The organism is Pelistega indica, assembly GCF_000506865.1.
Classification (GTDB): Bacteria; Pseudomonadota; Gammaproteobacteria; order Burkholderiales; family Burkholderiaceae_B; genus Taylorella; species Taylorella indica.
The window spans coordinates 57,689-72,747 of record NZ_AYSV01000063.1; the positions used below are offsets into that span (position 1 = coordinate 57,689).

General features: G+C 37.3%; 12 protein-coding genes, 2 tRNA genes and 2 pseudogenes. 6 read left to right on the forward strand and 10 right to left on the reverse strand.

What is annotated here, in order from left to right:
- Positions 1 to 60: 60 nt before the first annotated feature.
- From V757_RS18835 to V757_RS29595, 8 genes are all read right to left on the reverse strand, one after another.
- Positions 61 to 136, reverse strand: a tRNA-Val gene (locus V757_RS18835).
- A 23-nt stretch (positions 137 to 159) separates the two neighbouring features.
- A tRNA-Val gene (locus V757_RS18840) sits at positions 160 to 235 on the reverse strand.
- 345 nt (positions 236 to 580) lie between these two features.
- Positions 581 to 853: an HU family DNA-binding protein gene (locus tag V757_RS18845; protein ID WP_023950080.1), complete on the reverse strand. Its 273-nt coding sequence runs from the start codon at positions 851 to 853 to the stop codon at positions 581 to 583.
- A 187-nt stretch (positions 854 to 1,040) separates the two neighbouring features.
- Positions 1,041 to 2,282, reverse strand: a complete 1,242-nt coding sequence (locus tag V757_RS18850; protein ID WP_023950081.1) for a cystathionine gamma-synthase family protein — start codon at positions 2,280 to 2,282, stop codon at positions 1,041 to 1,043.
- Positions 2,283 to 2,290: 8 nt separating this feature from the next.
- On the reverse strand, positions 2,291 to 3,028 hold the full coding sequence (gene rlmB / locus V757_RS18855; RefSeq protein ID WP_023950082.1) for a 23S rRNA (guanosine(2251)-2'-O)-methyltransferase RlmB: 738 nt from the start codon (positions 3,026 to 3,028) through the stop codon (positions 2,291 to 2,293).
- 247 nt (positions 3,029 to 3,275) lie between these two features.
- Positions 3,276 to 5,705 (reverse strand): ribonuclease R, encoded by a 2,430-nt coding sequence (gene rnr, locus V757_RS18860; RefSeq protein ID WP_081710646.1) that lies wholly within the window; start codon positions 5,703 to 5,705, stop codon positions 3,276 to 3,278.
- Positions 5,706 to 5,832: 127 nt separating this feature from the next.
- Positions 5,833 to 6,201 carry a TSUP family transporter gene (locus V757_RS29590; protein WP_261796483.1) on the reverse strand — a complete coding sequence of 123 codons (369 nt, stop codon included), beginning with the start codon at positions 6,199 to 6,201 and terminating at the stop codon, positions 5,833 to 5,835.
- On the reverse strand, positions 6,182 to 6,601 hold the full coding sequence (locus V757_RS29595; protein ID WP_261796484.1) for a TSUP family transporter: 420 nt from the start codon (positions 6,599 to 6,601) through the stop codon (positions 6,182 to 6,184). Before V757_RS29595 ends, V757_RS29590 begins: the two co-directional genes overlap by 20 nt.
- A 110-nt stretch (positions 6,602 to 6,711) precedes the next feature.
- Between V757_RS29595 and V757_RS18870 the strand changes: the two genes are divergently transcribed.
- Positions 6,712 to 7,092 carry a SirB2 family protein gene (locus V757_RS18870; RefSeq protein ID WP_023950084.1) on the forward strand — a complete coding sequence of 127 codons (381 nt, stop codon included), beginning with the start codon at positions 6,712 to 6,714 and terminating at the stop codon, positions 7,090 to 7,092.
- A 48-nt stretch (positions 7,093 to 7,140) separates the two neighbouring features.
- Here the strand turns inward: V757_RS18870 and V757_RS18875 are convergent.
- Positions 7,141 to 7,587 (reverse strand): annotated as a pseudogene (locus tag V757_RS18875) (GNAT family N-acetyltransferase).
- Positions 7,548 to 9,351: pseudogene (locus V757_RS29890) on the reverse strand (ABC transporter ATP-binding protein/permease). The pseudogenes V757_RS18875 and V757_RS29890 overlap by 40 nt, the downstream one beginning before the upstream one ends.
- A gap of 225 nt (positions 9,352 to 9,576) precedes the next feature.
- Between V757_RS29890 and V757_RS18885 the strand changes: the two are divergent.
- The 5 genes from V757_RS18885 (at position 9,577) to V757_RS18905 (ending at position 14,633) form a co-directional block, all read left to right on the forward strand.
- On the forward strand, positions 9,577 to 10,368 hold the full coding sequence (locus V757_RS18885; RefSeq protein WP_031274278.1) for a ferritin-like domain-containing protein: 792 nt from the start codon (positions 9,577 to 9,579) through the stop codon (positions 10,366 to 10,368).
- Positions 10,369 to 11,625: a D-amino acid dehydrogenase gene (locus tag V757_RS18890; protein ID WP_023950086.1), complete on the forward strand. Its 1,257-nt coding sequence runs from the start codon at positions 10,369 to 10,371 to the stop codon at positions 11,623 to 11,625.
- Positions 11,626 to 12,010: 385 nt separating this feature from the next.
- The gene (locus V757_RS18895; RefSeq protein ID WP_023950087.1) at positions 12,011 to 12,490 is read left to right on the forward strand and encodes a TM2 domain-containing protein; all 480 of its coding nucleotides are present in this window, start codon (positions 12,011 to 12,013) and stop codon (positions 12,488 to 12,490) included.
- 37 nt (positions 12,491 to 12,527) lie between these two features.
- Positions 12,528 to 12,992 (forward strand): T6SS immunity protein Tdi1 domain-containing protein, encoded by a 465-nt coding sequence (locus V757_RS18900; protein ID WP_023950088.1) that lies wholly within the window; start codon positions 12,528 to 12,530, stop codon positions 12,990 to 12,992.
- 264 nt (positions 12,993 to 13,256) lie between these two features.
- Positions 13,257 to 14,633: a nucleobase:cation symporter-2 family protein gene (locus V757_RS18905; protein WP_023950089.1), complete on the forward strand. Its 1,377-nt coding sequence runs from the start codon at positions 13,257 to 13,259 to the stop codon at positions 14,631 to 14,633.
- Positions 14,634 to 15,059: the final 426 nt, after the last annotated feature.

A 15,059-nucleotide genomic window follows, 5' to 3' on the forward strand; every position in this document is an offset into this window, starting at 1 on the left:
ACACAAGATACAAAAAAACCTTTTACACAAAAGCGTAAAAGGTTAATTGCTATTTATTGATGGTGGGCGCTACAGGGGTCGAACCTGTGACCTACGCCTTGTAAGGGCGCCGCTCTACCAACTGAGCTAAGCGCCCATCAATAGATGACAAAACATGGATGGTGGGCGCTACAGGGGTCGAACCTGTGACCTACGCCTTGTAAGGGCGCCGCTCTACCAACTGAGCTAAGCGCCCATCTATGTTTCGCTGTAAGAGTTAAATTATACGTATACTATTTATTTGTAGCAAGCTTTTCACTAAAATATTTTAAATAAAAAATATATACGTTGTTAAATTACCACTTAATAATATTAAACTTCACTTTTATGTGACTAGCCAACTAATGCATAGGCCTTATACAATTCAATTCCTTAGACATTCCTTTTAATAAGTTAATAGACCTATCCCCTCGTTTTTTATTACTGTACTCTTCGCTAATAAAGTCTAATCTTGAACCATTATCTATATTTTAAGCATAAAAAAGCCTGTATTATCTTTAATACAGGCTTTATAAAGGAAAACTACTACAAGCAAAGAAACTTATTTTACGATATCTTTAAGTGCTTTACCTGGAACAAATTTAGGTACTTTAGCCTTTTTGATTTTAATAACTTCACCGGTACGTGGGTTACGACCATTGCGAGCCTCACGAACAGCAACACGGAAAGTACCGAAGCCAACTAAAGTTACTGTATCACCTTTTTTTAATGCATTTTTGATAGTATCAATCGTAGCATCTAATGCACGAGCAGCAGCTGCTTTAGAAATCTCCGCTTTTCCAGCAATGCTTTCTACTAATTCAGTTTTATTCATCAGAATCCCCTATTCTTAATAATGTTAATGAAATAACTTTACGCTATAAATATCGCCCGAATCACTCTATCTGTCAAGCTTTTCAGAGCAAAAAAATCAAATTATTGTTTTGCACTTAACAATTCTTTATAGAATATAGCACAATTTGTAGGTTTTACCTCACAAGCAATTGATTCTTATCAAGATTTTATACAGTTTTTTGATAGGCTTGTTCTATATCCTCTATTAAGTCTTCTACGTTTTCAATCCCCACAGAAATTCTTAATAAATTATCTGAAATTCCCATGACAGCACGATCTTCAGCACTCATTTCTGCATAAATGGTTGGTGCAACAGGTAAGCAAAGTGTTCGATTATCTCCTAAATGTGTGGCTAAAATAATCACTTGTAAATGGTTTAAAAAAGCCACTAGATCAATATCCTCACGTAAAGAAGCTGCTATAAGTGTTCCATACCCCTTCTGTTGGAATAATTGGTTTGCTAACTCATGTTGAGGATGACTATCTAGCCCCGGATATTTTACCTCGCTAAATAATGGGCTTTGTTGCATATACTGTGCTAGTTTTAGTGCATTCTCATTCATTTTTTGTATACGCAACTCAAATGTTTCCAAACCAATGGCAATACGACTAGCTGCATCTGAGGATAGGCTTGCTCCCATATCCCTTAGTGCTTTTTTCTTAATTTGAATAAGCCCTCTATTAGCCACTGGATAGCTTTTATATATTTCTAAAATATTTGGATAATTATCCCAATTAAACATCCCTGTATCTGTAATAGAACCACCCAGTGCATTAGCATGGCCACAAAGAGCTTTTGATAAAGAATGCATAACTAATGATGCTTTAATATCTTTTCCTCTAAGCAAATAAGGCGTTGCCATAGTTGTATCGACAAAATAAAGAATACCTTTTGACTCACACAAATCACCCATTGCTTTCAAATCACTCACCTGAGTGACTGGATTCGCAATGCTTTCTGTAAATAATAAGCGTGTATTCGACTTAATCGCCGCTTTAACCTCTCCAATATTGGTCGTATCCACCACCGTCATTTCAATCCCTAGGTTTCCTAGCGTATTAAACAAACTCTTGGTATTCCCAAAAATATAATGACTTGCGATAAAGTGATCGCCTGCCTTTAGTAACGTCAGCATGACAGCCGCAATAGCCGCCATACCAGAAGCAAAGCATAAACTTCCTACACCGTCTTCTAAGGCTGTAATTTTTTGTTCTAATGCGCTAACCGTTGGCGTTCCTTGCCTAGAATAGGCATAGCCTGGTGTATTACCAAAAACAGCAATTAAGTCTCTCACGTCTTTAAACGCATATTGTGAAGCAATATGAATGGGCTTGTGAACGGCATTATGTTCAATCGCTTTTTGGCGATCCATATGCACAATCGTTGTGGTTATTCCTTTTTTATCCATTTTTCTTCCTAAGCTAATCGTTGTCTGGCTGTTTCATATAAACAAACAGCACTAGCCACACTAACATTTAAACTTTCTACTGATCCTGCCATTGGGATTCTCACCAACTCATCACATGTCTCCGCCGTTAATCGACGCATACCATCACCCTCGGCACCCATGACCCATGCCATTGAACGTTTAGCATCCACTTGATAAATAGTATGATCGGCTTGATCGGTTGTTCCTACTAGCCATACATCTCTTTCTTTAAGTTGTCGCATAGTACGGGCTAAATTGGTCACCATTAGATAAGGAACAGTATCTGCCGCACCACAAGCCACACGTTGTACAGTAGCATTTAAACCAACCGCTTTATCCTTTGGCGCGATAACCGCATGAACACCAGCAGCATCAGCTGTACGTAAGCAAGCACCTAGGTTATGTGGATCGGTGACAGAATCCAAGATAAGCAATAATACAGGACCTTCAACTACATCTAAAACATCATCAACATTAACAGCCAATTGACGTTGTTCAGCTAATGCTACTACACCTTGATGACGAATGCCTTTTGATAAACCATCTAAACGATGAACATCCACAAAATAAATTTTCACCTGCTGGCGATCAGCTTGTTCAATAAGCGTTTGCATTCGCTTATCTTTACGAGCATTTTCTATATAAATTTCTTTGATTGAATCAGGAGAATGTCTAAGTCTTGCCGTCACTGCATGAAAGCCTGCTAATACTTGGTAAGTAGCCACGTTGAATACCTTACTTTACTTTAAAATAAACGATGTCCTCTCATTATATAGAGTCTAGTAAATAAGGGGCTAAATAGCCCCTTAAACTATTGAAAAATCTTTTTTAGATTTAGACAAACAACTTTTCTACTTAGAACCACAAAAATCAAGTCCTAATGACTAGTATAAAAGCCTACACATCCAATTATCTTTTATCCATAGTCTAAAAAGCTAAATAGCTTCTTAAGCTAAATAAACATATACAAGACTACTTACTGGATGCTTTTTTTCTTGATACTTTTTTGGCTCTTTTTTTGGAACTATTAGTACGATTTAACTTCTCTTCTTGCTTGCTCTCTTTTTTAAGTGCTAAACGACGTTGCGACGCCGTAAGTCCTCTAAGTTCAGCAGGTTTTGCTTTGGCCGCTTTTTTAATTCTACGTTGAGGTTTGCTTTCACCCATTAACTCTTTTTGCACTCCCTCAAAAGTCAAGCCACGCACAGGAATAAACTCTATGCGTCGAGCCTCAAGATCCACTCTTGCTACCTGAATTTGTACAGCATCTCCGAGACGATAACGCTTACCAGTCCTTTCTCCATACAACTCATTAGTTGTTTCTGAGAAAACAAAATAATCCGCCCCCAATTCAGAAATATGGATTAAGCCTTCAACAAAAAGGGTATCTAGCGTAACAAATAAACCAAAGCTAGTCACTCCTGTCACTTTGCCACTAAACACCTCACCAATTTTCTCTCTGATATACCAGCATTTAAGCCATGATTCAACATCTCTAGACGCATCATCAGCACGTCGTTCTGCTGCAGACAATTTAACGCCTAAATAATCCCATACAGCATGCTCATGCTCGGCTATAGGCTCTCCTTTGACTCTTTCGACACCATCAACCTCTGGCATATATTTTTTTTGTTTCAAGATACTCTTGATAACTCTATGCACCAATAAATCAGGATAACGGCGAATAGGTGAGGTAAAGTGTGTATAGGCTTCATAGGCCAAACCAAAGTGCCCTGAGTTATCAGGACTATAAATAGCTTGTTGCATTGACCGTAAAGCCATCGTCTGGACAACTTGATAATCAGGACGTATTCTGGCGCTATCTAATAGTGTGGCATAGTCTTTGCCTTGAGGGTCTGCACCACCACCTAACAACAAACCAAGATTCTTCAGAAAACTACGTAAGCTAGCTAATTTTTCAACGGTAGGTCCTTCATGAACACGGAAAAGACCTTGCCGTTTACTACGAATAATAAAATCGGCTGCACATGTATTAGCTGCCAACATACATTCTTCAATCAATCGATGAGCATTATTTCTAATGAATGGCACAATCTGCTCAATCTTACCCATATCATTACTAATGATCTTTGTTTCTACTGTCTCAAACTCCATTGCTCCTCGTTTTTTACGAGCATCAAATAAGAGATGATAAAGCTCATATAAATCATTAATTTGAGGAACCACATGAGCTAATTGTTTAGCTGATGGGCCTGACGGCTGCTGCAAACTATCCCATACTTGTGTATATGTCGTTCGTGCATGAGAATGAATGACCGCATCATAAAACTGATAAGCTTGAACTTCTCCTGCTTTAGCTCCTGTCGCTGCAATCACCATATCGCATACTAATACAAGCCTATCTACCTCAGGATTTAAAGAGCATAATCCATTAGATAGTGCTTCAGGTAACATAGGAATTACTCGGCGAGGGAAATATACTGATGTACCTCGTTGTAATGCGTCTTCATCTAATGCTGTTTTGGGTTGCACATAATGAGATACATCTGCAATAGCAACTAATAACCGCCAACCTTTTCGTTTGCGTTTTTCTGTTCCTAAATTAACCGCTTCTGCATATACAGCATCATCAAAGTCTCTTGCATCCTCTCCATCAATAGTAATAAAAGGAATATCTCTTAAATCAATTCTATTTTCAAGATCCGATTCAATAACTTTCTCAGGAAAAGCTTGTACTTGCTTAAGTGTAGCAGCTGAGAAATCAACAGGCACATCGAATTTTCTAACGGCAATTTCTATCTCCATTCCCGGATCATCAATTTCGCCTAAAACCTCTATGACCTTCCCTGTTGGTTGGCTATAACGTGTGGGTTGATTAGTAATTTCAATCACCACTACATTGCCTGGATTCGCTGACATGATATCTGCAGGAGGGATAATAATGTCATGCTTAATCCGTTGATCTTCAGGCACAACTACCCACTGCCCTTGCTCATACAAAATACGTCCAACTAATTTGCTGGTACCACGCTCTAATACCTCAAGAATAGTCCCTTCTAAACGACCCTTATTCTCACCAATAACTTTGACACTTACCTTGTCGCCATGCAATACTTTTAGCATTTCACGATTAGATAGATAGATATCTTCAGTATTATTATCCTCGGGGATTAAAAAGCCAAATCCATCTCTATGACCTTGAACTCGCCCAATCACAACATTATCATTATGTTGATTAATTTTATAGCCTTGTCTAACCGCTATCAATTGACCATCTCTAAGCATCGCTTCTAGGCGTTTCTCTAACCCTCTTACGCCAGTTTCTCTCACTAATTTAAAATGTCTAGACAAAGCATCCAAGCCTATTTGTTTTTGATGCTCTCGCATAAAGGCAAGAATATCCTCACGACTAGGCACATCAGCATCAAACTGATTACCCATTTCTAAAGAAACAGTTGTAGGATGTGTTACCAAGAGATACTCCTTATTTATAAATAGTTCCTATGGCATAACCATATATGAACTATTTTACTTATTGATGACGGACATGACTGATTTACATATTATCTTAGAGCCAAAATTTTGAGTACATATAACGAGCAACCATTAAAAAACACATGATTACGACAAGCGGGCGAATTAATTTGGAACCATTTTTAATCACCATCAATGAGCCAAGATATGCCCCTAAAATCTGCCCACAAATCATCACAGCACCAACTAGCCAGACGACTTTGCCACTAAATACAAACACTAATACAGCCGCAATATTACTTGCAAAATTAAATACCTTGGCATTACCTGTTGCTGTCACAATTTGCTGTCCGCGTAAAGCGATATTAGATAAGGAAAAAAAAGAGCCTGTTCCCGGACCAAAAATACCGTCATAAAAACCAATACCCGGTACCACAGTGGTATTAAATAATTTTTCTTCCATGCGTTGGTTTTTTCTCTATTTCACCCACACTTGGCACTAATAAAAAATAAAGCCCAATCATAATCAATACGATAGGAATTAGAATATCCAATACCGATACATTAATAAAATGCACACAGATTGTTCCTATAGTGGCGCCAATAAAAGACATTAGGGCAGCAAACCAAATTTTATCTAACTTTACGACCCCTTTTCTAATCATCGTCATTGAGGCTGTAAATGAACCCGCCATTCCCTGAACTTTATTAGTTGCAAGAGCATTAATTGGAGGTAAGCCTGATAGAAGTAATACTGGAATGCCAATTAATCCCCCTCCTCCAGCGATTGAATCAATAAAACCTGCCAAACAAGCTGCTGCAAAAAACAGCAATAACATATCCCAAGAAAAGCTGAAATCCATTATAAAGACCTAGAAAGTGTAAAGCTATTAAACGAAATTTAAAATAATACGCTAATATTTAGTTTTAGTAAGTTTGTTTACACAAAACATTTAATTTAGGACAAAAACAAATGGCTGAACACTACCTAACCATCAAAATGATACATATGAGCTGTGCCTATACCAGTGTCATATTGTTATTAATCAGAATATTTTTTTCTGTTTCTAACCCAGCCATTCTTCAACAGGCATGGGCAAAATACCTTCCTCATATCATTGATACTGTGCTTTTGACCTGCGCCATTCTCATGGTAATGGTTATTGGCCCTAATCATCCTTTTATTTTGGTCAAAATTATCATGCTATGTTTATACATTTTGTGTGGCTATATTACACTGAAAAAAGTACATTCACTTAGTGGAAAATTGATTGGAACAAGCTTTGTTTTACTGATTTTCTTCTTTATTGTCGGTGTCGCCAAATATAAAAGCCCACTCTCTTGGTGGGCATAAAGTAAATTCCCCCATGAATATTAGTAACTCATGGGGGATAGTACGAGACTAAAAGACTAATCGCATGAGTCGGTGCTCTATACCAGCATCCAAATAAATATCACCCTCTGCATGAAACCCATACTTTTCATAAAAACCAATCGCATGGGTTTGTGCTGATAAAACGACTTCCTTATATCCTTGAGTTCTAGCGGTATCAATCAGGTGTGCTAAAACAATTCCACCGATACCTGTCCCACGAGCCATCTTTCGAACAGCCATTCGACCAATATGTCCATCAGGTAACAAGCGTCCTGTTGCCACAGGGACGTGTTACTCATTGTACACCATGGCATGGTAGGATAATTTATCCATTTCATCGAGCTCTTCTTCAGGTGGTACCTGCTGCTCTTGAACAAATACTTCAAAACGAATCAATGATGCATCGGCAGCCAGATCATTCCAATCCCCTGCTTTTAATGTGTAGCCTGGTTGTTCATTAATTTGTATTCCCATGCCCCTTCTCCTGTCAAGGTTAATAAGTGAGTGTGGTGAACATGTAAGGTACTTCTATGCCCCACACTAACTAATTTTAATGTTGGAAAATTTGTGCGCAATAAATGATACATTGCATATTCTAATCCCTCATCCATTGCCGAGGTTGCTTCATCCATAAAAACAACTTTAGGTTGAATCAATAGAATTCTGGCAAACGCCACACGCTGCTGCTCTCCTAACGATAAGGTATGAGACCAATTATGCTCCTCATCCAGACGTTTTGATAGATGAGGTAAGGCAACCTTTTGTAATACCTCTAGTGCTTTCTCATGAGCATTTTCAGGGACTGGATTTGGATAATATAAGGTATCAATTAGGCTACCTTCAGGTAAATAAGGTTTTTGTGATAAAAACAGCACCCCATCAGAAGGACGAATTACGCTACCCTTACAATATGGCCACACCCCGGCAATAGTACGCAAGATAGTTGTTTTCCCAGATCCTGACGGTCCTTGAATTAACAAGGCATCACCGTCATTCACTTCAATCGATAAATCTTGTACAAGTACTCTTTCTAAAGGCGTATAAATAGACACATTTTCTAATGCCACTCTTTCACCTTGTTGCTGTACATTTGGTGTAGGCAACTGATCTGCACTATCAATATTATGATGAAACCCTGTTAAACGATCTAGCACAGCCTTATATTGCGCAAAGCTATCATACGCCGTACGGAAGAAAGATAAATTCTCAGATAAATTACCAAAAGCTTGTGCCGTTTGAACCATCCCCCCTAAGTCTAATTTACCCGCAAAAAAAACGTGGGGCTTGAATAATAAACGGGAAAATAACAGCTGTCTGAGAGATAAAAAAGTTAAATCCTTGAAATTTTAAGCTTCTATGTACAATCGCCCAAACATTCTCAATCACTTCAGCAAACCGTTGACGTAATTTACTTCCCTCAATTTTTTCACCAGCGTAAAATGCAATACTCTCCGCATATTCACGCACACGGATAAGTGAATAACGATAGTTCGCATTTAGTCGCTCATCTAAGAAATTCAAACGAATCAAAGGACGACCAATTTTAAACGCTAAAACAGTAGCCACAATGATGTAAATAAATAAAGCAAATACCATTCCTCGAGGAATGGTTACCCCAAGAATCTGCATCTCGTCAGATAGCCCCCACAAGATAATGGTAAAAGCAACAGCAGATACCATAGAGGAAATAACACCTAACGTAAGATCTAACGATAAGGTCACAAAACTTACCACATCTTGTTGGATTCGTTGATCAGGGTTATCAATAGGCGTATCTAAATAGTAAGAACGATAATAGCTTTTTTTGTCCATCCACCGTGAAAGCATTTCTTCATTTAAGGTTTCTCGCCACTTGATGGTGAATCGTTGTTGTAAATAATAAGATAATAAGGCCCTGACAATATGAATAGCGGCTAGAACTGAGAACACAATCATTTGAATCCAAAAAGTATTCTCATCCAACTTTTGCAATGCCGTGTACATCGTGTTATACCAATTGGAAAACAGCACACTAATACGTACACCAAACAAACTTAATAATAAGATTATGGCAAAAGTAATTATCGTTAATGGCTTTTCTTTAGGATTGAAATAATGACCTGCCAAAAACCAAAACTGGGAAGCCCAGCGGGTTGTCTTGATCAGAATAAAACCAACTACCACTAATAAGACAGTAGAAATTAAAAAGGCTTTGCCTACCCAGAAAAAACTCGACGATAATTCTTGAGACCAATCCATTCTTTGCTCAGTTAAAAAAACAAAGCACTATTATAGTAGGAATAGTTCCCAGAAAAATAGATAATGGGAAAGTTTTATCATAGAATATTATTTCACTATTTTTCCTATGCTGTTTTTCTAAACTATTCAATCTTCATCAATCCCCAACAAAAACAGTAAAAGAGCCTGATTTTATACCTAATTTTTTGTACAATAGCTATTTAGAATCTATTTCTCAATTAAGGTATGAATATAAGAGAGCAAGTGCTGTATGCCCTTGAACAAACTGATATCAATCAAAAAATCAACACTGTTAATACAATTAATGTTAGTCAACAAGTACTTGATACATCACAAATCCTTATTCCATCTCGCCCTCTTCCAGGACGTCCTATCAAACCAGAACTCGTAGATCCCAAAACAGTCAATTTTCGCTCAGTCGGTTCACAACAAGGGCGAGCATCTTTACTCCATGCTATTGCTCACATCGAATTTAATGCGATTAATTTAGCGCTAGATATTATTTGGCGTTTTCCTAATATGCCAGAACAATTTTATCTGGATTGGTTACGAGTAGCCAAAGAGGAATGTTACCACTTTGGTCTCATTCGCGAGCATTTACAATCAATTGGCTTTGACTATGGTGATTTTAGTGCACATAATGGGCTATGGGATATGTCTGAAAAAACGTCTAATGACTTATTAGCTCGTCTCGGGTTGGTTCCTAGGACATTAGAAGCTCGAGGTCTTGATGTTAATCCCGGGATGCAAGAAAAATTTAAACAAATTGGCGATACTAAAGCTGTTGAAATATTAGAAATTATTCTACGAGATGAAATTGGTCATGTAGAAATTGGCAATCGCTGGTATCAATATATGTGTAATTTACATCAACTTGATCCTATTGATTGTTATGCAAATTTATTAATACAATATGGCACTAATAAGCCCAAAGGCCCTTTTAATATAAGAGATCGGAAAAAAGCTGGTTTTACACAAGCAGAAATTGATTGGTTACAAAGTAAAGAAGGTATTTAAATGAAAGCTGTTATTCTTGGTGCAGGTATTATTGGTTTAAGTACAGCCAATGCTCTTGTTAAACGAGGCTATGAAGTAACGATTATTGAACAAAATAGTGAAGTGGGTCATGGTACAACCTTTGCCAATGGGGCACAACTTTCGTATAGTTATGTCGCCCCTCTAGCAGGCCCTGGTGTTATGGGTAAAGTACCGAAATGGCTTCTTGATCCCAACTCTCCTTTACGTTTTAAGCCTAGTCTAGATCCAGCCATGGTTTGTTGGAATCTAAAATTTCTTAAAGCCTGTAATTCCACAACAAGTGCGAAAACAACCCAAGAATTATTAAAATTGGCTTATTTAAGTAGAGATTGCTACCACAAGCTTTTTGCTGAAGATACCTTTAGTGGGATAGACTACAGTTGTACAGGTAAATTAGTCGTCCATCGTTCAGAAGAATCTATGCAAAGTGCGGTATGTCAATTAGATGTACAGGCTAAATTAGGTGGACAGCCTCAACAAGCATTATCACGCCAACAATGTATTGAAAAAGAGCCTGCTTTAGCACCTATAGCCGACCAACTCGTTGGTGGTATTTTTACCGAAAGTGAAGAGGCAGCGGATGCCTATAAAGTATCATTAGCCTTTAAAGAATACTTGTTAAGCCAAGGGGTGAAGATTTTATTCAACCATAAAGTAAAGCAACTTGAAAAGATTAATGCATCACAAGTACAAATACGTTTACAAGATGGTAACTCCATCACTGCAGACAAAATCATTGTGTGCTTAGGTGTTGAAAGTACATCCCTACTACGCCAGATTGATGTATCTGTTCCTGTTGCACCACTTAAAGGCTACAGTTTAACCTTACCTATTGAAAATGATCAGATGGCGCCCAAAGTCAGCATTACTGATTTTGAGCGTAAGGTTGTTTATGCACGTCTAGGTAATCGTCTACGTTTGGCAGGCATGGCTGATTTGGTTGGTTTAGATTATAAAATTGATCCTGTACGTATCAAAGCATTAATTAATGAAGCCAAAGCCGTATTTGCTGCTGCAGGTGATTATGATAAAGCAACTCAATGGGCTGGTTTACGCCCAGCAACACCATTAGGCAAACCAATTATTGATACAACACCTTTTAATAATTTATTTATTAATGTGGGACATGGTGCATTAGGTTTTACGCTTGCGACAGGATCAGCAGAAATATTAGCTGAATTGGTTGATGGAAAATCACACCCATTACAAGCATTATTTAGCTTATCTGCATCTTAATCCATTATCCAAAGTATCCTTAGTCTTACAAGCTACCTAACCGTTACTAGATTACAACTGTTAGGTAGTAACGTTAACACGCTGTCTAGTTAATTTGTTTAAAGCGGATATCTCAGTATAAGCCTATCCCTTAACTTTGTTCACCTGTTGATGTTCAGCTTTTCACTAATAATGAAAACCAGCCCCCAAAACACAATACTCTCAATAACCTAACAATTACTAAGCTGTAACGATTAACTGTTAACTTTTAATAATTCCCTCTTGTTTTTTTACACTAAACCGTTACATTATTAGCAATAGTTGGCTTTTATGCATTGTCTATTAGATATCGTTCTTTATAAGTCAATATTGGAACTATTTTTTCATTTTTGAGGGATTTTTTATTATGCAAAAAATCTTTATACCTATTGTTATTTTTATCGCTGTTCTTCTTGCATTGATGTTTGGTGAAGGGGTTTTAGCGAGTCTACTTCAATTTCTTGAAGAATGGACAGTGATTATTTTTGCCCATTGGAGAGAATACTATCAAACTATCATAGGATTTATCCAAGAGAACCCTTACAAAATTATCTTGGCATTAATCATTACTATTTTTGCCTCAATTTGGGTACTTAAAAATCACTCTGACGACCTTAATAAACCAGGTAATAATCGCAAAATGGCAATTATATTAGCGATTTTCTTAGGTTGGATAGGTGGTCATCGTTTTTATATGCAACAATACGGTCTAGGGATTTTGTATATTATTGGCTCTATCATTTACTCCCCCTTAGTAATACTTATTAGTTTTATTGATGCTATTCGTTATTTCTTTAGTACAGACGAAGAATTTAATGCGAAGCACAGTAGAGCTTTAGTGAGATAAGCTTTTCAAAAATTTTAAACTATTTAAGAAAACCTACATGGAAATTCAAAATTTAACTATTCCTACTGATCATCTCAATGCCAAAGATTTATTAAAGGAATGGGCATGGTTATTTGAGCCTAGACTAGAAATCGTCATGATAACCAAACTTGGCGATGCTTTTTTAATTGAGCCTCAAAGTGGCGAGATTTTCTTTTTAGATACCTTAGATGGTGAACTTGAATCCATCGCAGATTCAATTGAAAATTTCCGTCAACTATTAAACGATAAAGATTTTGTCATTGATTATTTTTCGCTCGAATTATTAGCACCTGTTATTCATTTGACTATGCCAGAAAATACCGTGTATAGTTTTAAAGAACCACCTGTACTTGGTGGGGAATTAAGTAGCCATAATTTAGAGTTGTTTGATGTACAAGTTCATTTTGATGATATGGGCAAACTTTGGGGAGAAATTGACTCTATTGATTTAGACGAAGTCAAAAATCAAAACAATGCTTAAGTCCTCATTCAGTGCCACTTTAGTTGTTTAAACGTAAAAATGTGATAGTGGTGGATATCATATTTTTTCAGGTGTGAGTTTTCATAATTATGATAATCAATCAATTCTTGGGGTTTCATACACCGTAAGCCCACACATCAATTTAAAAAGAGTTGCTAATAAGCCGTTTTTATTTTATAAAGGCAAAAGTTTCCATTTAAAGATTTACCATAAGTATCAATCCACGTTAAAATATAGTGCATTATTTTTTTTGGACATCTAATAATGCATCCCTCTCAAAGACCAAATAACGATTTAGTTTATCAAATCGAAGATAATCCCCCTTTCTTTAATGCATTGCTAAGTGCAATGACTCACCTCCTAGCCATTTTTGTTCCTATGGTAACACCCGCCTTAATTGTAGGTGGTGCCCTAGGGCTTTCGACAGAAATCACGGCCTATCTTGTTTCTATGGCGATGGTTGCCTCTGGTGTCGGCACTTTTTTACAAGTTAATCGTTTTGGTATGATTGGTTCTGGTATGCTCTCTATCCAATCCGTTAACTTCTCTTTTGTCACCGTCATGATTACCCTTGGTTTGGGGATGAAAAATCAGGGTTTAACAGAAGACACTGTTATCTCTACCCTACTCGGCGTCTCTTTTGTGGGGGCTTTCCTAGTCGTTGGCGCAGCTTGGCTATTACCCTATCTGAAAAGAGTTATCACACCAACAGTATCTGGTGTAGTTGTGATGATGATTGGTTTAAGCCTTATCCATGTCGGTATCACTGATTTTGGAGGAGGCTTTGCAGCTAAAACTAACGGTAGCTTTGGATCGTGGCAAAACCTAGGGCTAGCCAGCTTGGTATTATTAATTGTTTTAGTATTTAACTGTTTTAAAAATCCATTCTGGCGTATGGGTGGTATTGCTATCGGCCTCATCGTTGGTTATATCGTGGCATTGTTTATGGGTATAGTAGATTTCAGTGCTTTACAGAATTTACCATTAATTACTATCCCTATTCCTTTTAAATACGGTTTTAACTTTGATTGGCATGCTTTTTTATTAGCAGGTACAATTTTCTTATTAAGTGTATTTGAAGCTGTAGGTGACTTAACCGCTACCGCAATGGTCTCAAATAAACCTATCGAAGGTGAAGAATATACAGCTCGCTTACGTGGTGGTGTAATGGCAGATGGTCTCGTCTCTGTTATTGCCACGGCATTGGGGTCATTACCCTTGACAACATTTGCACAAAACAATGGTGTTATTCAAATGACTGGCGTTGCTTCACGTCATGTAGGTAAATATATTGCTGCTATCCTCGTTATTTTAGGTCTATTCCCTATTATTGGACGCTTATTTACGACTATCCCTAGCCCTGTTCTGGGTGGCGCAATGGTACTTATGTTTGGTCTTATTGCCATTGCTGGTGTACGTATTATTATGACTCATGGCATAAATCGTCGAGAGGCTATTATTTGTGCCACATCAGTAGGTTTAGGCTTAGGCGTTGCTTTTGAACCAACCGTATTTGAAAAGCTACCTATCTTATTCCAAAACCCAATTTGTATGGGGGGTATTGCTGCCGTAGTACTGAACCTTATCCTGCCAGAGGATAGTCAAAAGAAAGTTTTTTTGGATAATGATTTAGAGCATTAATTGAGAAAAGGCATTTAATACTACTTGTTTAATTATTCACTGCAAAATATTAAACGATAAAACATATTAAATGCCTTGATTATTTCCAGTAAATTTTAAGCTTCCTCCTAGGATACTTTCATCCTCCCCCTATGCTCATCATTCTCTTCTCGCTAAGATAGTAATTCACCATTGACGAATTTATTTTTTATAACTACAATAATTAAGATAGTCATCATGATTACACTTGACGAGATAGAATATGACCATCAAAAAAACATCCAAAATTTTGAAAAGCACGGTATTTATCTAACAGAAGCAGTGTAACTTTGATGAATTGGAAACTGCACTTTGTTAGGCCAGATAAACGTATTGGACTATTTTGAAATTCGACACCTATGTATCGGAATATATMGAAGAACGTCTCTATAGTCATTATCTATACAC

Bases quoted from the DNA above. Each gene is read 5' to 3' on its own strand.
- V757_RS18845 (WP_023950080.1), bottom strand. From the start codon at position 853: ATGAATAAAACTGAATTAGTAGAAAGCATTGCTGGAAAAGCGGAGATT.
- V757_RS18850 (WP_023950081.1), bottom strand. From the start codon at position 2,282: ATGGATAAAAAAGGAATAACCACAACGATTGTGCATATGGATCGCCAA.
- rnr (WP_081710646.1), bottom strand. From the start codon at position 5,705: ATGGGTAATCAGTTTGATGCTGATGTGCCTAGTCGTGAGGATATTCTT.
- V757_RS29590 (WP_261796483.1), bottom strand. From the start codon at position 6,201: ATGGAAGAAAAATTATTTAATACCACTGTGGTACCGGGTATTGGTTTT.
- V757_RS29595 (WP_261796484.1), bottom strand. From the start codon at position 6,601: ATGGATTTCAGCTTTTCTTGGGATATGTTATTGCTGTTTTTTGCAGCA.
- V757_RS18870 (WP_023950084.1), top strand. From the start codon at position 6,712: ATGGCTGAACACTACCTAACCATCAAAATGATACATATGAGCTGTGCC.
- V757_RS18885 (WP_031274278.1), top strand. From the start codon at position 9,577: ATGAATATAAGAGAGCAAGTGCTGTATGCCCTTGAACAAACTGATATC.
- V757_RS18890 (WP_023950086.1), top strand. From the start codon at position 10,369: ATGAAAGCTGTTATTCTTGGTGCAGGTATTATTGGTTTAAGTACAGCC.
- V757_RS18895 (WP_023950087.1), top strand. From the start codon at position 12,011: ATGCAAAAAATCTTTATACCTATTGTTATTTTTATCGCTGTTCTTCTT.
- V757_RS18900 (WP_023950088.1), top strand. From the start codon at position 12,528: ATGGAAATTCAAAATTTAACTATTCCTACTGATCATCTCAATGCCAAA.
- V757_RS18905 (WP_023950089.1), top strand. From the start codon at position 13,257: ATGCATCCCTCTCAAAGACCAAATAACGATTTAGTTTATCAAATCGAA.